Genomic DNA, 18,122 nt, shown 5'->3' with positions numbered 1-18,122 from the left:
CCAAAACCAGTCTTGCCGTCTTGCGTGACGGCTTCGCGTGACTGGCTGTTGCGTAAGTCTTCAAGCGCAATATCAGGCTTTCGTTCGCTTTACGGTCGAGAGCAGCACAGCTCCAGCTATTGCGCTCTATTCGACCTGCGTTTGGAACCTTTCACCCGGCGGGCTCTCGTTTCTGAGAAACTCTGGCCTCACCCGCATGATCTCACGGGGCCAGCAACCCTGGACCGATGTTGTGAGCGGAACGTAGTCGCTCCGGGGGAATATTCCAAGGGGTTTTTTTGCGTTCCAAAAGGACTTTATCGGGCCATTTTGTGGCCCGCGACCGCCCTTGGAATGCCCGCCAGATCGGCCTTGGGGGCTGTTGCAGGCGTTAACCCTGCGCTCGTCATCAGGGCCTGGATTGGGCCGCTTTGGCCCTCTCCGGCCTCCACGACCAAGGCTGCACCCGGAGCGAGGAGGCCGGCCGCCTGAGGGATCAACGCGCGGTAGGCGTCCAGCCCGTCGGCGCCACCATCGAGCGCGGCGAGCGGGTCGTAGTTCCTGACCTCCTCGGCCAAGTGAGCGATGTCCGCCGAGCGAATGTAGGGCGGATTCGAAACAATCAGATCGAACGTGCCGGATAATCCGCCGGCATAATCGCAGGCGACGAACGTTGCGCGATCGGATAGCCCTGCACGCGCCGCGTTGGCGGCGGCGGTCTGCAGGGCGGCTTCCGAAATGTCGGTCCCGAATCCATGCGCCGCTGGCAGCTCCGACAGGAGTGCCAGCAGGATAGCGCCGGAGCCGGTGCCGAGGTCCGCGATGCGTAAGGGACGATTGAGGTCGCCGCCGGCGCGCAACCGTTCCAGCGCCAGTTCGACCACGGTTTCGGTATCGGGCCGCGGCACCAGCGTTGAGGGGGAGAGTCGTAAGGGCAGACCCCAAAATTCTTTTTCGCCGAGAATGCGGGCGACCGGCTCGCCTGCGAGACGTCGGCGCATGAAAGCTTCGAGGCGGGCGGATTCGTCCGGCGTGAGTTGACGCTGTGCCGCTGTGATCATGCCGGTCAGATCGAGGCCGAGCGCATGACCTGTCAGCAGTCGTGCGTCGAGTTCTGCGGAATCGATTGCCGCGGATTTGAGCTGCGCCGTGAGTAGGCGTCGTGAGGTCTCGACGTTTTGGCCAGCGAAATTCATCATGCGGCATTCTCGCGCAAATCCCTCCACACGTCGTCCCTGCGAACGCAGGGACCCATACTCCGCGGCCTATCGATTAAGGCAGTGTGGGTTGATATCTTGGGTCGCGACAAAAGCCGGTGGTTATGGGTCCCTGCTTTCGCAGGGACGACGGTGAGATGTATCCTCACGCCGCCGCGCCCTGTGCGGCGAGCTGGGCGGCCTGGTGCTCGGTCGTCAACGCGTCGATCAGTTCGCCCAGCGCTTCGCCCGAAATCACCTGCGGCAATTTGTAGAGCGTCAGGTTGATGCGGTGATCGGTGACGCGGCCCTGCGGGAAATTATAGGTGCGGATGCGCTCGCTTCGGTCGCCGGAGCCGACCTTCTCCTTGCGGTCAGCGGAGCGCGCGGCGTCGGCGCGCTGGCGCTCGGCGTCGTAGATGCGCGAGCGCAGGATGTTCATCGCGGAAGCGCGGTTTTTGTGCTGCGAGCGGCTGTCTTGCATCATCACCACGATGCCGGTCGGAATGTGCGTGATACGGATCGCGGATTCAGTCTTGTTGACGTGCTGGCCGCCGGCGCCTTGCGCGCGCATGGTTTCGATCCGCAGATCTTCATTCCTGATGTCGACATCGACATCCTCGACCTCGGGCAGTACCGCCACCGTTGCGGCCGAGGTGTGAATCCGCCCCTGCGTTTCCGTGTCGGGCACGCGCTGCACGCGGTGCACGCCGGATCGAATTTCAGCTTGGCGAACGCGCCGCGGCCCTGCACCTCGGCGATGATTTCCTTGTAGCCGCCCACGGTACCTTCCGAGGCCGAGATCACGTCGACCTTCCAGCCCTGCAAGGCGGCAAACCGCTCATACATGCGGAACAGGTCGCCGGCGAACAGCGAGGCCTCGTCGCCGCCGGTGCCGGCGCGGATTTCCAGCATCACGTTGCGGTCGTCCATGGCGTCCTTGGGCAGCAGCGCGACGCGAATTTTCTGCTCGAGGTCAGCGACGCGCGCCTGCAGCGTTTCGAGCTCGGCTTCGGCCATGCTGCGGATTTCGGGATCGGTGCCGGTATCAGCCAAGAGCTGTCCGGCGCCCGCAATCTCGGCCCGCGCCGTCCGATACGCCTTGACCGCATCGATCAGCGGATTGAGCTCGGCGAGCTCGCGCGTGATCTGGACGTATTTTTCGGAATTGACCTGGCCCAGCAGCTCAGCCTCGAGCGAGGCATGATGGGCGAGCAGGATATCGAGTTTGGCTTCGGGCAACATGGCGTATTTCTCAGGCAGCGGATACGGAAAGGTGGCGTTGTCGGGACAGAGCCTCGCTACAACGACAGCCCCTCGGCTTCCGCGAATTCCGTCAGCTTCTGCCGGATCGAGACGCTGCCGGCCGGCGCATCGAGCAGCGGCATCAGGACAGCTTCGGCCTTTTTGGCGTCGAGGTCGAGGATCATCGCCTTGACCGGGCCGTGCGCGGTGGCCGACAGCGACAGCGAGCGGTAGCCGAGCGCGATCAGCGCCAGCGCGCCGAGCGGCTTTGAGGCCATCTCGCCGCATAGCGAGGCCATCTTCTTCGCGGCTTGCGCCTTCCGCACGATATCGCGCAGCGCGCGCATGATCGGCACCGACATGGTGTCGAACCGTTCGGAAACCTTTGCGTTGCCGCGGTCGACCGCAAACAAGAACTGGAACAGGTCGTTCGAACCGACCGAAACGAAATCGACCTTCTTCAAGAGTTCGTCGAGTTGATAGAGCAGCGCCGGCACTTCCACCATGGTGCCGACGTCGATACGTTCCGGCAACGCGTGGCCATGCTGGCGCAGGTAGGTGAGTTCGCGCTCGACGATGGCCTTGGCCTGGTCGAATTCGGCGACATCCGAAATCATCGGAAACATGATCTTCAGCGCGCGGCCGCCGCCGGCCCGCAGCAGCGCACGAATCTGGCCGCGCAACAGTCCGGGCCGGTCGAGCCCGAGCCGGATCGCGCGCCAGCCGAGCGCCGGGTTTTCCTCGATCACGGTCTCCATATAGGGCAGCGCCTTGTCGCCGCCAATATCGAGGGTGCGGAACGTGACCGGCTTGGAGCCGGCGGCGTCCAGCACGGTGCGATAGAGCGCGAGTTGATCGGAAGAGCGCGGCAGGTTCTGGCCGACCATGAACTGCAACTCGGTGCGGAACAGCCCGATCCCGGCGCTGCCGGTGTCGTCGATATGCGGCAGGTCGATGACGAGGCCCGCGTTGATCATCAGTTCGACCGGCTGGCCGTCCTTGGTCACACAGGGTTTGTCGCGCAGCGCGGCATACTGCGCCTGCCGCCGCGCGCGAAACCGCACCCGCTCGGCATAGGCCGATCTCGATCTCGGCCGAGGGGCGGACATAGATCGAGCCCGAGGTGCCGTCGACAATGATGGGATCGCCGGGGTCGGCAATGCCGGGCGCATTCGGGACTTCGCCGACCGCAGGGATTCCGAGCGCGCGCGCCACGATCGAGACGTGGGAATTCGCGGTGCCTTCCTCCAGCACCAGGCCGCGCAGCCGCTTGCGATCGTAGTCGAGCAGCGCCGCCGGTCCCATCGCGCGCGCGATCAGAATGGCGTTTTCGGGAAGCTGCTCGCGCGAGGGCGCGTGATCCTGGCCGACCAGTTGCCGCATCAGGCGATGGCCGAGGTCTTCCAGGTCGTGCAGGCGGTCGCGCAGATAAGGATCGGTCGAGCGCAGCATGCGCGCGCGAGTGTCGGACTGCACGCGCTCGACCGCGGCTTCCGCGGTGAGGCCGGTAGCGACCGCCTCATGCAGCTTGTGCGACCAGCCGTGGTCGTTGGCAAACATCCGGTAGGCTTCCAGCACCTCGCGGTGCTCGCCGCCATCGGCGACGTCGCCGCGCTCCAGCATGCGGTCGAGATCGGCGCGCAGCTTGGTCAGCGCGGCATCCAGTTTCTTGATTTCCTTCGGCAGGTCTTCGGCGATGTAGTTGGTGATGACGACACGCGGCTCGTGCAGCACGACATGGCCGAGCGCGATGCCGTCGGAGAGGATCGCGCCGGTCTTGTGCAGCGAATGCCGCGCCGCCGGTTCCGCGCCGGGCTGCGCCAGCGCTGCCAGTTCGCCCGAGGCGATCATTTCCGCCAGCACCATGGCGGTGGTCTGCAGCGCCTCGACCTCTTCCTCGACATAGGTGCGCTTGGCGCGGTTCTGCACCACCAGCACGCCGAGCGTGTTGCCGGCGCGCAGGATCGGCACGCCGAGGAACGAATGGTAGATTTCTTCGCCGGTTTCCGGGCGGAACGAGAAGGCCGGGTGGCTTTGCGCGTCCGAGAGGTTGAGCGGGCTGGCCTCGCTGGCGACGAGGCCGACGAGGCCCTCATGCGCGTTCAGCACGGTGCGGTGCACCGCGTCGCGGTTCAGACCCTCGGTGGCGTAAAGTTCGAGCGTGTTATCGATGCGCAGCACGTAACAGGAGCAGACCTCGGCCACCATGTTGGCCGCGATCAACACCACGATCTTGTCCAGGCGTTCCTGCGCCGAGACTTTCTCCGCCATGGTTTCGCGAAGCCGTCTCAACAAGACGCGGGGACCTCCCGACGTGCTCCGCATGTGCTGGTATCCTCCCCCGCAAGGCCAGCCCGCCGGGTGGCCGGTAGCTGGCGTGAAACGCACGAAACACTACAATTATATTCATTCGGCGCCGCCGCTGGCCACCGATCCAGGCCGAATCGAGATCGCCTGTGGTGCAGTTTGCGGCAACGCACCTCATAGGCCGTATAGCCAATCGAGGCTTGCTTTGCCAAGCAAAACGCCTGCCAGAAGCAATAACGTGTGGGCCAGGGCCGATGTTGCGCCAGCGAAACGCATGATCCGCCAAACCAGGCCGGTCTGGATCAGACCATGCGCTAAATTTGAGAGAAAATCGTTCTAAGTCTGATCGAGCCCGTAGAGCGTGTGCAGCGTGCGCACCGCAAGTTCGGTATAGGCGGCGTCGATCAGCACCGAAAACTTGATCTCGGAGGTGGTGATGGCGCGGATGTTGATGTTGCGCCCGGCTAGCGCGGTGAACGCCTGCGCGGCGACGCCGGCATGGCTGCGCATGCCGCTGCCGATCACCGAAACCTTGGCCACGTCGGTGGCGGTGTCGAGCCGGGCATAGCCGATCTTGGCCTTGGCCAAAGTGATGGTGTCGCGCGCGCGGGTATAATCGGCGGCCGGCACGGTGAAGGTGAGATCGGTGGTCTTGCCGTCCTCGGAGACGTTCTGGACGATCATGTCGACATTGATGTTGGCTTCCGCGAGCGGGCCGAAGATCGCCGCCGCAACGCCTGGCTTGTCCTCGATCTGGCGCACGGAAATCTGGGCTTCGTCCTTGGAAAAGGCGATGCCGGTGACGACGTGGCTTTCCATGATTTCCTCCTCGCTGCAGATCAGCGTGCCCGGCGGGGTGCCGTGCGGGTCGATATCCTCTGGCTTGTCGAAGCTGGAACGGACGAACACAGGCATGTTGTGCACCATGCCGAGTTCCACCGAGCGTACCTGCAAGACCTTGGCGCCCTGCGAAGCCAGTTCCAGCATGTCCTCGAAGGCGATCTTGTCGAGCCGCCGCGCCTTGGGAACCACGCGCGGATCGGTGGTGTAGACGCCATCGACGTCGGTATAGATGTCGCAGCGGTCGGCCCGGATCGCGGCGGCGATCGCCACCGCAGAGGTATCCGAACCGCCGCGGCCAAGCGTGGTGATCCGGTTGGTCTGCGGGTTGATGCCCTGGAAGCCGGCAATGACGGCGACCTCCTGGCGATCCTTGAAGCGAGCGGTGATCTCGCTGCCGTCGATCTCGAGAATCCGCGCCGAGGCGTGGGCGTCGGAGGTCTTGATCGGGATCTGCCAGCCCTGCCAGGAACGGGCCTGGATGCCCATGCCCTGCAACACGATCGCGAGCAGGCCCGAGGTCACCTGTTCGCCGGATGCCACCACGGCGTCATATTCGCGCGCATCATGCAGCGGCGAGGCGTCGCCGCACCAGCCGACCAACTCGTTGGTCTTGCCGGCCATGGCCGACACCACGACGGCGACGTTATGCCCGGCGTCGACTTCGCGCTTGACGTGACGCGCGACGTTGCGGATTCGGTCGATGTTGGCGACGGACGTGCCGCCGAATTTCATCACGAGGCGGCCCATGACGACGCGTGCATTCCCTGTGAGGATAAGTTAGGTGACCCGAACGGAAAGTGGAGCGCCCGGGCCGAAAGCGGCGTATACATAGCGACGCGGTCCGGGGCAAGCACCCCTGGTTCCGTTTTCGACCCAAAAATGGCGCGAATTGCTGTGGTGACGGGTTAATTCAGGACGAGCGTATGGGGCGTTATATCGATGATATCCTGCAGCCCGGCGAGAGGGTGCTGTATTCGACCAATGCGCACTGGATCTACTTTTTGCCGGCGATAGCTGCCTGGATCGTGGCGATCGCGTTTCTGGTGTCGTCCCGGATGATCGTGGGCGACGTGCTGGTGCTGCTCAGTCTGACCATGGCGGGCCTCGCGGCGCTGTTCGCGCTGTACAAGACGGTGACGGCCTGGTTCCACCGCTGGACTACCGAGACCGACGTCACGAATTTCCGTGTCGTCCACAAGACCGGCTTTATTCAGCGGCAGACGTTCGAGATGAGTGTGGACAAGGTCGAGAGCGTCGACGTCAGCCAGAGCATCCTCGGCCGCATCCTCAACTACGGCGACGTAACGGTCTTTGGGGTCGGCGAGGGTGGCAAGACCCTCGACACCATTACGTCGCCGCTGGCATTTCGCAATGCCATCACGGCACGACCGGCCGGTACGTAAGTCATGGCCATGCAGCAAAACGCTTCCGCCGCCACTGGCAGCACGGTCGACCCGGCCGAGGTCGCGAAATTTTCGAGATTGTCGGAGGAATGGTGGGACCCCAAAGGCAAGATGGCCCCGCTGCACAAGATCAACCCGCTGCGGCTCGCCTATATCCGCGACGCCGCCTGCCGCAAGTTTGAGCGTAACGCCAGGAGCTTGAGTTGCCTCTCGGGGCTGCGAATCCTCGATATCGGTTGCGGCGCTGGCCTGTTGTGCGAGCCGTTGACGCGGCTGGGCGCGCAGGTGATCGGGATCGATCCGTCCGCGACCAATATTGCGGCTGCCAAGCTGCACGCCGACAAGGGGCATCTGTCGATCGATTATCGCTGCACCACCGTCGAGCAGATGGACCACCGCGAGCGGTTCGATGTCGTGCTGGCGATGGAAGTGATCGAGCATGTCACCGATGTCGGTGCGTTCCTCGCCCGCTGCGCGGCGATGGTCAAGCCGGGCGGGATGATGGTGGTCTCGACACTGAACCGCAACTGGAAGAGCTTTGCGCTTGCGATCGTCGGCGCCGAGTATGTGCTGCGCTGGCTGCCGCGCGGCACCCATCAATGGGACAAGTTCGTCACGCCGGACGAACTCGCCCGGCATCTCGCCAGCAACCGCCTCTCCATCACCGAGCAGGCCGGCGTGGTCTATAACCCGCTCGCCGACCGATGGAGCATCTCGTCCGACATGGACGTGAACTACATGGTGGTGGCTGAAGGGGTGTAACTAATGGCGGCACTTTTACCGCATCACCAGTGTCGTTCCTGCGAACGCAGGGACCCATAACCACATCTGTTTGTTGTCGCACGAAGGCCGTCTGCCAGCGGAATAGAATTGAGGGGCCGCGGCGTATGGGTCCCTGCGTTCGCAGGGACGACACTGCCTTTGGGGCCGCACGCAATCCTGTCATGACGTCCGTTCTGTTGACCTGACGCATCGCGCCCGGCACGGTGCAGCAGCATCCCGCCGGTATTTCCCATGCTCTCCGTCGCCACGCTCTGGATTCCCTTCACCATCATCGCTGCGCTGGGGCAGGTCGCGCGCAATGCGATGCAGCGGTCGTTGACGGGACCGCTCGGGACCTGGGGCGCAACCAATATCCGCTTCCTGTTCGGCTTTCCGTTCTCACTGGCCTTTTTCGCGATCGTGATCGCTGCAACAGGTGATCCCGTGCCGTGGCCGACGGCTATATTCTGGCCGTGGTTGCTGCTCGGCGCGCTCAGCCAGATCGTCGCCACCGGCATGATGCTGGTGGCGATGAACGATCGCTCCTTTGTCGTGACGACGGCCTACCTCAAGACGGAAGCGATCCAGACCGCGATCTTCGGCTTCATCTTCCTCGGCGATCATCTGACGCTGCTGAAAGTGGTCGCGATCGTGATCGCGACCGTCGGCGTGGTCATCACCGCGCTGCGGCCGGGCGGCGAAAAGGGCTTTGCGGAGCTGAAGCCGACCATCATCGGCTTGGTTGCCGCGGGTTGCTTCGCGCTGTCGGCGATCGGCTTTCGCGGCGCGATCATCACGGTGCCTGGCGTCTCCTTTGTGACGGCGGCGTCCTACACGCTGGTGTTCGGCCTCTTCGTGCAAACGCTGGTGCTAACCGTCTATCTGCTCGCCCGCGCGCCTGATGCGCTAATGAAAATTTTGCGCCTGTGGCGCCCTTCGATGCTCGCGGGCTTCATGGGCGCCTTCGCCTCGCAATTCTGGTTTCTGGCATTTGCGCTGACGGCGGCCGCCAACGTGCGCACGCTCGCGCTGGTCGAAGTGGTGTTCGCGCAGGCCGTGTCGTATTACTCGTTCAAGCAGCCGTTGTCGGCGCGCGAACTGTCCGGCATCGTGTTGATCGTGGTGGGCGTGGCGCTATTGGTAGCGGCGTAGGCGTCATTCCGGGGCGGTGCAAAGCACCGAACCCGGAATCTCGAGATTCCGGGTCTGGTCCTTCGGACCATCCCGGAATGACGCTTCGCGTCAATTCCTATCTTCCGGCAGTACCGGCAGCGGGGAGACCTCGACGCCTTCGTCGATCAGCGCGCGCGCCTCATCCGGCGTGGCTTCGCCGTAGATCGGGCGATGCTCGATATCGCCGTAATGCATCTTGCGCGCTTCGGTAGGGAAGCGCTCGCCGACATTGTCGGCATTCTTGACGATGTGATCGCGCAATTCCTTCAGCTTGGCGCGCAGCTCGCGTTCCTGCGCCATCAACAGCGGCGTCGATTCCGATCCGGTTGCTTCCGCAGGCGCGGCTGGCGTAGGCGCGGCTTGCTCGCGGCCCTTCTTGCTGACGATCTGCGGAGCCATGATGGCGCGCTCGACCTTGACCGAGCCGCAATTCGGGCAGCTCACCAGCCTGCGCTTTTCCTGGGTCTCGTAAGCCGCGGAGCTTTGAAACCAGCTTTCGAAAGCATGGCCCTTCTCGCAGCGAAGGTTGTAGCGGATCATGCCGAGCCCCGGACGAGGTGCAGATGCTCCGGGCCGGCCTTGGGATCGGCAAGGCCGAAGCGCCTGCCATGCTGCAGTGACGGGACGGCTCTCCGGGCCGTCTCGACCCTGGATGTGTCGATCTTGGCGAGGAACACGCCGGGCTCGACGCCGCCCTCGGCGAGGATCTCGCCCCAGGGGTCGATGATCAGTGAATGCCCGTAGGTCTCGCGCTTGTTCTCATGCATGCCGCCCTGCGCCGCGGCGAACACGAAGCAGCCGGTCTCGATGGCGCGGGCGCGCAATAGCGTGTGCCAATGTGCCTCGCCGGTTTTCCTGGTGAACGCCGAGGGCACGGTGAGGAACGACGCGCCGGCCTCGGCCAGCGCGCGATAGAGCGCCGGAAACCGCACGTCGTAGCAGATCGTCAGTCCGATCCGCCCCCACGGCAGATCGGAAATCACGGCGGTTTCGCCCGGCTGGTAGTTGGCGGATTCGCGATAGCTCTCGCCGCCGGGCAGGTCGATATCGAACATGTGGATCTTGTCGTAGCTGGCGCGCAGATTACCATCGGGCCCGATCAGGAACGAGCGGTTGACGGCGCGCTCGGGCGAGAAGCGCAGCGCCAGCGAGCCGATGTGAAGATAAATCTTCAGCTCCGCCGCCAGCGCGCGATAGGCTTTCAGCGAGAGGTCGTCTGCTTCCGATGCAAGGTGCTCGAACAGCGCCTTGCGGTTCAGTTGCATCATGTTGCTCACCTCGGGCGTGAGCACGTAGTCGGCACCTTGCGCCGCGGCCTCGCGGATCAGGTTGATGCCCTGTTCGAGGCTCGGTTCGGGCAGCAGCCCGGTGCGCATCTGCACCATCGCAGCGGTGAAGGTGGAACCAGCGCTCATGAGGGGGCCTTTTCTCCCGCCAGCAAGCCGTCGAGCTTGCCCGCGCGGTCCAGTGCATAAAGCTCGTCACAGCCGCCGACATGGGTTGTGCCGATGAAGATCTGAGGGAAGGTCGAGCCGTGGCCTGCGCGGTCGTACATCTGCTCGCGATAGGCCGGGTTGGTGGCCACGTTCAGTTCGGTGAACGCGGCGCTCTTGCGCGTCAGCAGCGATTTGGCGGCGGTGCAGTAGCCGCAGCCCGGGCGGGTATAGATTTCAATAGCAGTCATGGCGCGCTCTGATTGGCAAGTCTTTGAATCGCAAGTCTTTGAATTATATGGGAGCCCGGTGGCTGTCCACAACCCGCGCGAATACCAGCACGTCGACCTGCGCGGCCTTGGCGCGCAGCAGCGCGCGGGCGCAAGCGTCGGTCGTGGCGCCTGACGTCAGCACGTCGTCGATCAGGATGACGCGGCGGCCCTGGATGTCGGCCACGCGGTCGGCGGCGACCTTGAAGGCGCCCTGCACATTGCTGGCGCGCTGTGGTCGGGATAGCCCGATCTGCTGCTCGGTCGCGCGAATGCGGCGAAGCGCCTCAGCGGCCAGTTTGACGCCGGTTTGGCGCGAAATCACCCGCGCCAGCGCGCCGGACTGGTTGTAGCGGCGGCTCCAGCCGCGTCGCCAGTGCAGGGGAACTGGGACCAGCACGTCGGCTTCATCAAGCAATTCCTTGCCCGCACGGGCCATCCAGCGGCCCATCGCGGGCGCCAGATCGGTGCGATCCTGGTACTTCAGCGAATGAACCAGGGTTCGCGCGACGTCGTCATAGCGCACCGCGGCGCGGGCGCGCTGGTAGGCCGGCGGATTGGCGATCGCTTCCATCGACAGCAATTCGGAGCCGGGATCGTAGACGAAGGGGATGCCGAGCCGCGGACAGAACGGTGGTGCGATGAACGACAGTTTGGCCCAGCATGCCGCGCAAACGCCCTCGCCATGGACCGGTTCGCGGCAGGAAACGCACTGCGTCGGCAGTGCGATGTCGAGCGCGAGCCGCGGCAGATGCGCGAATGCGTCGCGGCAGGCGCCGAGCGCGCCGCGAAGCTGGCTGGAAATGGAGCGTGGTGGTGATGCCTCGGCGTCCATGGCGTGAGGCTAGCGCCGTGCCGTGCGCGGCTCAAGCGCGGCATTGCCAGAGATAGGCAGCCAGCGTACCAACCGGCATGGCTTCGAACCCGGCCAGCGCGCCCATCCTGTTCGACCGTGCGCTCCTGCGCGCGCGGCTAGACCGCGCGCGGCGCGGCGGGCCGGCGACATTCCTGCTCGATCGTATCAGGGAAGATTTCGAAGAGCGGCTGCAGGCGGTGACGCGAAGTTTTGCCGATGTGGCCGATATCTGGACGCCGGGCGAACTCCTGCGAAAACCATTGGCCGAGCGCTTCTCATCCATCACCCGCATCGATGTCGATCAATCCGAAACGCTGCACTTGCCGCCGCAATCGCTCGACCTCGCGGTTTCCGCGCTGGCGTTTCAGTTCGTCAACGATCTCCCCGGCGTGCTGGCGCAGATCCGCCGCGCGTTGAAGCCGGATGGGCTGTTGCTGGCAGCGATGATCGGCGGCGATACGCTGACGGAGCTTCGGCAGAGCTTTGCCGCGGCGGAAGCCGAATGCGAGGGCGGAGTGTCGCCGCGCGTCGCGCCGTTTGCGGATTTGCGCGACATCGGCAGCCTGCTGCAGCGCGCAGGGCTTGCGCTGCCGGTCACCGACGTCGATCGCGTCGTGGTGCGCTACGACAGCGCGTTCGCGCTGATGGCCGATCTCAGGCGGATGGGTGCGACCAATTTTTTGATCGAGCGGCGGCGGACGCCGACCCGCCGCGCCACGATGTTGCGGATGGCGCAGATTTACGGCGAGCGCTTCGCGGATCCTGACGGCCGCATCCGCGCGACCTTCGACGTGATCTGGCTGTCAGGCTGGGCGCCGCATGAGAGCCAGCAGAAGCCGTTGAAGCCCGGCTCGGCGAAAGCAAGCCTGGAAGCGGCGGTGAAAAAAGCTGCTCCCAGATAGACAACCCAAGGCGGGACGAGATCAGGCCATGTACCCATAACCCGTCGGCGCGACGCGACGAAGACTATGTCCGCCTTGCCCAGTTTGCGACCAGGCTCGCGCCGCGGCGCAATATGTCTCAAGGTGCCAGCGTCCTACCGCGCGAGCGGTTTAGTCCACTGGCGGTTATCGGATACATGAGCCCACTCTATCCGAAGGTATAGGTCTATCTGTCCCTAGATCCAACTTCAGCAAGACCGTTAGCTCGATACCGCCCCGCAAAATTTCACCGGATATTACACGCTCACTGAAGCAAGACGTCACGCTTGGCGTTTCCACCGGGCTGGCACATAATGTCGCCAGTGCGAGCACAGTCTACATGACTGATTCCTCGAAAAATCAGCCGGCCCCGCCCAAGGAAAGTCAGCACCAGGTGGTGCCTGCTGATCGACGTCCCGCCGATGTCGAAATGGAACGCGTGCTCAACATGGCACCGCTCCACAAGGCCTCAGACCCGTCCAGCGGTGCAATCACCTTCTGGAGGCATGATCCCTTGCACGACGTTGTCCGCCCCATGGCCGACCACGTCATCATGACTTTCCCCGCTGAGCCTGTGCGGTTTGAGCGCCGCGACGGCAAAACCTTTGTGAGGGGAATGACGCGTCCCGGGACGTTGACAATCATCCCGGCCGGTTCAAGCTCACGATGGGACATCTACCAGCCCTTGAGTGTCCTTCAGCTCTATCTTCCGCAGACAACCCTCAATCGCGTTGCCAGCGAAGCCGGCACGTCCGGTTCGAGCGACCTTGTCGAGCGAACGGCGCAGCCCGACTCCATTACATCCCTATTGCTGCTAAGCGCGGCAGATTCCCTGGAAGGCAGCGCGGCGCTGGATACGCTGTTCAGACACCAACTCACTGATCTTCTGGCTACACGCCTGCTCGTGGCCCACATCGGCTCACCTGCAACGTTCCGGCCGGCCGTCGGCGGACTGACTCCCAAAGCGCTGGGTCGCGTGATCGAACGCCTGCGTTCGGACAGCGATGCGGACGTATCACTTGCCGCGCTGGCCGCGGATGCCGGCCTGTCGCGCTTCCATTTCTGCCGCGCCTTCAAGGAGAGCACCGGGCTTTCGCCGCATGCCTGGCTGCGCCAGCAGCGGCTCGAACGGGCCATGGAAATGCTTCGCGACCCCAGCATGTCGGTGATCTCGATCGCGGCGGCCCTTGGCTATTCCTCCCAGACCGCCTTTGGGACAGCGTTTAAGAAGCTGACAGGCGAGACGCCGAGCGATTGGCGAAAGCGGATGCGTTAGCAGCAATCTCGCTAGAGGTCGGGCAATCGCGCTGGCGCAGTCACGGCTCCGATCCATTAGGTCATCAAGGCCCACCAGCTTCTGGTGGAACCAACTCAGGAAGCACAGGAGCCCGAAATGACGCATATTCTCCCCAGCGGCGGCGGCAAAGCGCTGATGAATGTCGACGATACGGCCTTGCTACTGCTCGATCACCAAACTGGTCTGTTTCAGACGGTCAAGGACATTACCATCGCCGAGTTACGCGCCAATGTCATGGCGCTCACTCGGATCGCCAGCCTGCTGAATGTCCCGATCATTACGACGGCTTCCGTCCCGGATGGACCCAACGGCCCCATCATGCCGGAGATCGCCAAGCTGGCGCCGACAGCGATCTACGTGCCGCGGCAGGGCGAAGTGAATGCCTGGGACAACGATCTGTTCGTCAAGGCCGTTCGGCAGACGGGAAAGAAGACACTAATCATGGCCGGCGTCTGGACCAGTGTGTGCGTCATGTTTCCTGCGCTCGATGCCAGGGCCGCCGGCTTCAACGTCTACGCGGTAATCGATGCATCGGGCGATCCTACCGTAATGACGTCTCATACGACATTAGCCCGTTTCGTTCAGTCCGGGGTCGTGCCGACAAGCACCAATGCGGTGATCAGCGAGCTTCACCGCACCTGGCGCCGTCCGGAAGCGGCAGAGATCGCCGATATCTACGCCTTAACCGTGCCGACCTATCGAGCCGTGATCGAAAGCTACGACCGGGCAAAGAACGTCGGTGCCGGACAGCAGGAATCTGCAAAGCGACTGGAGCCCCACGTATAGCGGCGCGGATGTTGGGCGACATCGCTGGAAAGACCAAGCCGCAGATAACCCCTCGATGAGGAAAAAGAAGGAGTTTTGAGATGAATCAGGTGATCCGCAACCCTCGGCAGGAAACGAAGATGAATCAGATGATCCGACCGGACGAATTGGTCCCGTCGCGCTACGCGCTGCGAGTCGGCGAGATTGACGTGATGGTGATCAGCGATGGCGTGCTGACGCCGCCGGCCGAGTCAATGGCCACCAACGCCGACCCGGTCGCCCGGGGCGCCTGGCTGGACGACATGTTCCTGTCACGGGAGGCATTCGATTGGGCGCTGAACGAGGTGGTGGTGCGTAGTGGCGGCCAGACCATCCTCATCGACTCCGGACTAGGGGCGGAATACCCGGACTTTCCGCGGGCCGGCCAATTGGGCCAGCGTTTGGAGAGGGCCGGTATCGATGTTGGTTCGGTAACCGACGTGGTGCTGACCCATATGCACTTTGACCACGTCGGTGGGCTGCTCGTCGACGGGGTGAAGGAGCGGCTGCGCCCGGACCTGCGCATCCACGTGTCCGCCGCCGAGGTGAAGTTCTGGGAGTCGCCCGACTTCTCCCGCACCGCCATGCCGCCGGTGCTCGCGGACCTGGCTCGCTCGGCCTCGAGCCGGTTCGTGAAGGAGTACCAGAGCCAGTTGCGGACGTTCGATGAGGAGTCCGAGGTCGCGCCGGGAGTGGTTGTCAGTCGCACCGGCGGACATACCCCCGGGCACAGCGTGGTCCGCCTGGCGTCCGGCGACGAGCGGCTGATGTTCGCCGGCGACGCCATTTTCCCGGTCTCGTTCGACCATCCTGAATGGCACAACGGCTTCGAGCACGACCCCGAGGAGGCGACCCGCGTCCGGATCCGACTCATGCGGGAGCTGGCTGAGACCGGCGCATGGCTGGTGGCTACGCACATGCCATTTCCCTCCATCGGCCGGGTAGCGCTCGCAGGCGATGTCTTTCGTTGGGTACCGACTTGGTGGGACTATTGAATTAGGTGCCGTGAGGACCTGCTTCGTGTGAACTCATCGAGCTGATGAGTTCACACGAAGTCCGAAACCGAATGATAGGATTGCGACCTCGGGAGACGGGTCCCCACCGCCCGCAGCCCGTCGTGATACGGAAGAGCTGGAGACGCTTTCCGCAATGGGTCATTTTCGACAGATTCGCCGGCGCGTGTGGACTAGTCGATGTCGGCTTTACCCCGAAAGCGCCGAAGCTGAGCCAGGACCAGACGCGTTGCGTTTGACCGGACGTCTGTGACCCAAACTCCGAAATGGGAGGCTCCGATCATGCGCCATGAACTCGCCGATTGTGAATGGGTTGCCATAGCCGGTGCTGTCCAACAAGCCGGGTGAGCAATCTGCCTCCAGCCCCTTATCTCTACCGCGTTCCTAACAGAGTCGAACGGTTCTTCAATCGGACCAAGCAATGTCGTTAGGTCGCGACACGCTACGATAAGTTCGCCACCAATTCCTTGCCTTCGTCCAGCTTGCAACCATTCGGCGGTGATTTGCTGCGCGTTATGAGTCCACACCCTAGCTGGGTTGGGCCGTGACGACGGACCCATTTTTCTTCTCGTGCCCAGACGCAAGCAGCACGAGTGCGGCGAGCCGGCCCCATTCTACTTTGCATGGGGTTGTTTTCGCGTTTTTGTGTCTGGGCTCCGCGTGCCGCCGAAGAGGGGCTGCGGCCGGGCTCGGCGAAAGCGAGTTTGGAGGCGGCGATGAAGAAGGTGAAGGGGGAGTGATCGTGTCCCGGACGCGGTGCAGCGCGAAGCGATGGACCGCAGAGCCGGGACCCACGATGGACCCCGGAACAGCAGCGCATCACTTCGTGCTGCGCAGCATCCGGGAACGCCCTCCCGCTACATCAGCAAATCGATCAGATGCGGGATCAGCGGAATGTCCGCGGGCGGCATCGGGTAATCGCGCAGTCTGTTGGCGCGGACCCAGGCCAGTTGCTGGCCTTCGCGCGCCGTCACCATGCCTTCCCAGCGCCGGCAGATGTAGAGCGGCATCAACAGATGAAAGCTGTCATAGGCGTGGCTCGCAAACGTCAGCGGCGCCAGGCATGGCTCGCTGACGTCGATGCCGAGCTCTTCATGCAGTTCGCGGATCAAGGTCTGCTCCGGCCGCTCGCCGGGCTCGACCTTGCCGCCGGGAAATTCCCACAAGCCTGCGAGCGCCTTTCCTTCCGGGCGCTGCGCGATCAGCACGCGCTTGTCAGCATCGACGAGGGCGCAGGCGACGACGAGAGTGAGCTTGATGTCAGCCATGCGCCGCTTTCTCGCTTACGAGCGGTAGTCGCCGTTGATCGCGACATATTCCTTGGTGAGGTCGCAGGTCAGCACACGGTCGCGGCCCTTGCCGAGGCCAAGCGCAACCTTGATCTGGATCTTCGGGTTCTTCATCACCTCGGAAACCTCCGCCTCGTTGTAGGACGGATCGCGCGCTCCGCTCTTGGCGACGCGAATGCCGTTGAACGAGATCGAAAGCTTGTCGCGGTTGGCGGGCTCGCCGGCCTTGCCGACCGCCATCACCACGCGGCCCCAATTGGCATCCTCGCCGGCGATCGCCGTCTTCACCAGCGGCGAATTCGCGATCGACATGGCGATCTTGCGCGCGGAGTTCTTGGTGGTCGCGCCTTCGACGATAACCTCGACCAGCTTGCGCGCGCCTTCGCCGTCGCGGGCCACCTGTTCGGCAAGGTCGGCCAGCACACCCTGGAAAGCCTTGGCAAACGCCTTCAGGCGCGGATCGCTGGCGCGGCTGATCTTTGGCGCGCCATCGTCGGCGGCCGCGCCGGTGGCGAAGGCCAGCAGTGTATCCGAGGTCGAGGTGTCGCTGTCGATGGTGATGGCGTTGAAAGTGTCCTCGACGCCGCTCTTGAGCAGCGACTGCAGCACGGCGGACGACAGCGGCGCATCGGTAAACACGAAAGACAGCATGGTCGCCATATCGGGCGCGATCATGCCGGCACCCTTGGCCATGCCGTTGATGGTGACCTTGGCCTTGCCGAGTTTCACCGTGGCGGTTGCGACTTTCGGAAAGGTGTCGGTTGTCATGATGGCCTTCGCCGCGTCCATCCAGTGGTCGGGCGTGGCGGTATCCGCCAGCGTTGCCAGCACGCCGTCGAACTTGGTGGCGTCGAGCGGCTCGCCGATCACGCCGGTGGAGGCGAGGAACACGTCGCCGGTGGTGCAGCCAACCGCCTTCGCGGCGGTTTGCGCGGTCAGCGCCGTTGACTGCCTGCCGGTCTTGCCGGTGAATGCGTTGGCATTGCCGGAATTCACCACCAGCGCGCGGGCTTGTCCCCGGCCGAGCTTGGCGCGGCACCATTCCACCGGCGCGGACGGGCATTTCGATTTGGTGAACACGCCGGCGACCGTGGTGCCCTTGTCCATGACGGCGAGCAGCACGTCGGTTCGCCCCTTGTAGCGGATGCCGGCGGCGGCGGTGGCAAGCTTCACACCCGCAATCGCGGGCATCTCGGGGACATCGGTCGGGGCGAGGGGGGAAACGGTGGCGGACATGCGAACACCTTCTTCAACCAGATCAACCATCGCCGGACCTGCGCCGGCATCGACGTCTTCAGGGCCTGACAGCCGGTCCCCGGACATGGAACGGCCG

At 63.9% G+C, this 18,122-nt stretch carries 15 protein-coding genes and 3 pseudogenes; 8 read left to right on the top strand and 10 right to left on the bottom strand.

The window, feature by feature from the left end; genetic code table 11:
- Positions 1 to 296: 296 nt before the first annotated feature.
- The 4 genes and pseudogenes from prmC to ACFXS9_RS32700 all read right to left on the bottom strand — a co-directional run bounded on the left by prmC (position 297) and on the right by ACFXS9_RS32700 (position 6,317).
- Positions 297 to 1,178, bottom strand: coding sequence for a peptide chain release factor N(5)-glutamine methyltransferase (gene prmC, locus ACFXS9_RS32715; RefSeq protein WP_392696295.1), 882 nt, complete (start codon positions 1,176 to 1,178; stop codon positions 297 to 299).
- A gap of 163 nt (positions 1,179 to 1,341) precedes the next feature.
- Positions 1,342 to 2,420 (bottom strand): annotated as a pseudogene (gene prfA, locus ACFXS9_RS32710) (peptide chain release factor 1).
- 56 nt (positions 2,421 to 2,476) lie between these two features.
- Positions 2,477 to 4,745, bottom strand: a pseudogene (gene ptsP / locus ACFXS9_RS32705) (phosphoenolpyruvate--protein phosphotransferase).
- A 318-nt stretch (positions 4,746 to 5,063) separates the two neighbouring features.
- The gene (locus tag ACFXS9_RS32700) at positions 5,064 to 6,317 is read right to left on the bottom strand and encodes an aspartate kinase (RefSeq protein ID WP_392696292.1); all 1,254 of its coding nucleotides are present in this window, start codon (positions 6,315 to 6,317) and stop codon (positions 5,064 to 5,066) included.
- 176 nt (positions 6,318 to 6,493) lie between these two features.
- On the opposite strand from ACFXS9_RS32700, the gene ACFXS9_RS32695 reads away from it, so the two are divergent.
- The 3 genes from ACFXS9_RS32695 (at position 6,494) to ACFXS9_RS32685 (ending at position 8,887) form a co-directional block, all read left to right on the top strand.
- Positions 6,494 to 6,973: a PH domain-containing protein gene (locus ACFXS9_RS32695; RefSeq protein ID WP_392696290.1), complete on the top strand. Its 480-nt coding sequence runs from the start codon at positions 6,494 to 6,496 to the stop codon at positions 6,971 to 6,973.
- A gap of 3 nt (positions 6,974 to 6,976) precedes the next feature.
- On the top strand, positions 6,977 to 7,735 hold the full coding sequence (gene ubiG, locus ACFXS9_RS32690) for a bifunctional 2-polyprenyl-6-hydroxyphenol methylase/3-demethylubiquinol 3-O-methyltransferase UbiG (protein WP_392696287.1): 759 nt from the start codon (positions 6,977 to 6,979) through the stop codon (positions 7,733 to 7,735).
- Positions 7,736 to 7,987: 252 nt separating this feature from the next.
- A complete protein-coding gene (locus tag ACFXS9_RS32685) occupies positions 7,988 to 8,887 on the top strand; it encodes an EamA family transporter (protein WP_392696286.1) in 900 nt (299 codons plus the stop codon).
- Between the two features lie 90 nt (positions 8,888 to 8,977).
- Here ACFXS9_RS32685 and ACFXS9_RS32680 read toward each other — a convergent pair whose 3' ends face one another.
- Genes ACFXS9_RS32680 through ACFXS9_RS32665 form a run of 4 tightly spaced genes read right to left on the bottom strand, consistent with a single transcriptional unit; the run spans position 8,978 to position 11,445 of the window.
- A complete protein-coding gene (locus ACFXS9_RS32680; protein ID WP_392696284.1) occupies positions 8,978 to 9,448 on the bottom strand; it encodes a DUF1178 family protein in 471 nt (156 codons plus the stop codon).
- Positions 9,445 to 10,323, bottom strand: a complete 879-nt coding sequence (locus ACFXS9_RS32675) for a carbon-nitrogen hydrolase family protein (protein ID WP_392696282.1) — start codon at positions 10,321 to 10,323, stop codon at positions 9,445 to 9,447. The genes ACFXS9_RS32680 and ACFXS9_RS32675 overlap by 4 nt, the downstream gene beginning before the upstream one ends.
- Positions 10,320 to 10,592 carry a glutaredoxin 3 gene (gene grxC, locus ACFXS9_RS32670; protein ID WP_392696280.1) on the bottom strand — a complete coding sequence of 91 codons (273 nt, stop codon included), beginning with the start codon at positions 10,590 to 10,592 and terminating at the stop codon, positions 10,320 to 10,322. Before grxC ends, ACFXS9_RS32675 begins: the two co-directional genes overlap by 4 nt.
- Before the next feature lie 43 nt (positions 10,593 to 10,635).
- A complete protein-coding gene (locus ACFXS9_RS32665; RefSeq protein ID WP_392696277.1) occupies positions 10,636 to 11,445 on the bottom strand; it encodes a ComF family protein in 810 nt (269 codons plus the stop codon).
- A gap of 77 nt (positions 11,446 to 11,522) precedes the next feature.
- Between ACFXS9_RS32665 and ACFXS9_RS32660 the strand changes: the two genes are divergently transcribed.
- The 5 genes and pseudogenes from ACFXS9_RS32660 to ACFXS9_RS32640 form a co-directional block, all read left to right on the top strand.
- Positions 11,523 to 12,368 (top strand): methyltransferase domain-containing protein, encoded by an 846-nt coding sequence (locus ACFXS9_RS32660; RefSeq protein WP_392696274.1) that lies wholly within the window; start codon positions 11,523 to 11,525, stop codon positions 12,366 to 12,368.
- 358 nt (positions 12,369 to 12,726) lie between these two features.
- Positions 12,727 to 13,662, top strand: coding sequence for a helix-turn-helix domain-containing protein (locus tag ACFXS9_RS32655; RefSeq protein ID WP_392696272.1), 936 nt, complete (start codon positions 12,727 to 12,729; stop codon positions 13,660 to 13,662).
- A gap of 117 nt (positions 13,663 to 13,779) precedes the next feature.
- Positions 13,780 to 14,469 carry an isochorismatase family protein gene (locus ACFXS9_RS32650; RefSeq protein WP_392696269.1) on the top strand — a complete coding sequence of 230 codons (690 nt, stop codon included), beginning with the start codon at positions 13,780 to 13,782 and terminating at the stop codon, positions 14,467 to 14,469.
- 80 nt (positions 14,470 to 14,549) lie between these two features.
- The gene (locus tag ACFXS9_RS32645; protein WP_392696267.1) at positions 14,550 to 15,482 is read left to right on the top strand and encodes an MBL fold metallo-hydrolase; all 933 of its coding nucleotides are present in this window, start codon (positions 14,550 to 14,552) and stop codon (positions 15,480 to 15,482) included.
- A 380-nt stretch (positions 15,483 to 15,862) separates the two neighbouring features.
- Positions 15,863 to 16,002 (top strand): annotated as a pseudogene (locus ACFXS9_RS32640) (IS5/IS1182 family transposase); the annotation flags it as partial.
- Positions 16,003 to 16,357: 355 nt separating this feature from the next.
- Here the strand turns inward: ACFXS9_RS32640 and ACFXS9_RS32635 are convergent.
- Positions 16,358 to 16,768 (bottom strand): (deoxy)nucleoside triphosphate pyrophosphohydrolase, encoded by a 411-nt coding sequence (locus ACFXS9_RS32635; RefSeq protein WP_392696265.1) that lies wholly within the window; start codon positions 16,766 to 16,768, stop codon positions 16,358 to 16,360.
- A gap of 15 nt (positions 16,769 to 16,783) precedes the next feature.
- A complete protein-coding gene (argJ, locus tag ACFXS9_RS32630) occupies positions 16,784 to 18,025 on the bottom strand; it encodes a bifunctional glutamate N-acetyltransferase/amino-acid acetyltransferase ArgJ (RefSeq protein ID WP_392696262.1) in 1,242 nt (413 codons plus the stop codon).
- Positions 18,026 to 18,122: the final 97 nt, after the last annotated feature.

The sequence above is a fragment of the Bradyrhizobium sp. RDI18 genome (assembly GCF_043203335.1).
Lineage (GTDB): Bacteria > Pseudomonadota > Alphaproteobacteria > Rhizobiales > Xanthobacteraceae > Bradyrhizobium > Bradyrhizobium retamae.
The sequence above is the reverse complement of the archived record's forward strand: the minus strand, read 5'-3'. Positions and strand labels throughout refer to the sequence as shown.

Coding starts and splice junctions, on each gene's coding strand:
- prmC (WP_392696295.1), bottom strand. CDS start 1,178: ATGATGAATTTCGCTGGCCAAAACGTCGAGACCTCACGACGCCTACTC.
- ACFXS9_RS32700 (WP_392696292.1), bottom strand. CDS start 6,317: ATGGGCCGCCTCGTGATGAAATTCGGCGGCACGTCCGTCGCCAACATC.
- ACFXS9_RS32695 (WP_392696290.1), top strand. CDS start 6,494: ATGGGGCGTTATATCGATGATATCCTGCAGCCCGGCGAGAGGGTGCTG.
- ubiG (WP_392696287.1), top strand. CDS start 6,977: ATGGCCATGCAGCAAAACGCTTCCGCCGCCACTGGCAGCACGGTCGAC.
- ACFXS9_RS32685 (WP_392696286.1), top strand. CDS start 7,988: ATGCTCTCCGTCGCCACGCTCTGGATTCCCTTCACCATCATCGCTGCG.
- ACFXS9_RS32680 (WP_392696284.1), bottom strand. CDS start 9,448: ATGATCCGCTACAACCTTCGCTGCGAGAAGGGCCATGCTTTCGAAAGC.
- ACFXS9_RS32675 (WP_392696282.1), bottom strand. CDS start 10,323: ATGAGCGCTGGTTCCACCTTCACCGCTGCGATGGTGCAGATGCGCACC.
- grxC (WP_392696280.1), bottom strand. CDS start 10,592: ATGACTGCTATTGAAATCTATACCCGCCCGGGCTGCGGCTACTGCACC.
- ACFXS9_RS32665 (WP_392696277.1), bottom strand. CDS start 11,445: ATGGACGCCGAGGCATCACCACCACGCTCCATTTCCAGCCAGCTTCGC.
- ACFXS9_RS32660 (WP_392696274.1), top strand. CDS start 11,523: ATGGCTTCGAACCCGGCCAGCGCGCCCATCCTGTTCGACCGTGCGCTC.
- ACFXS9_RS32655 (WP_392696272.1), top strand. CDS start 12,727: ATGACTGATTCCTCGAAAAATCAGCCGGCCCCGCCCAAGGAAAGTCAG.
- ACFXS9_RS32650 (WP_392696269.1), top strand. CDS start 13,780: ATGACGCATATTCTCCCCAGCGGCGGCGGCAAAGCGCTGATGAATGTC.
- ACFXS9_RS32645 (WP_392696267.1), top strand. CDS start 14,550: ATGAATCAGGTGATCCGCAACCCTCGGCAGGAAACGAAGATGAATCAG.
- ACFXS9_RS32635 (WP_392696265.1), bottom strand. CDS start 16,768: ATGGCTGACATCAAGCTCACTCTCGTCGTCGCCTGCGCCCTCGTCGAT.
- argJ (WP_392696262.1), bottom strand. CDS start 18,025: ATGTCCGCCACCGTTTCCCCCCTCGCCCCGACCGATGTCCCCGAGATG.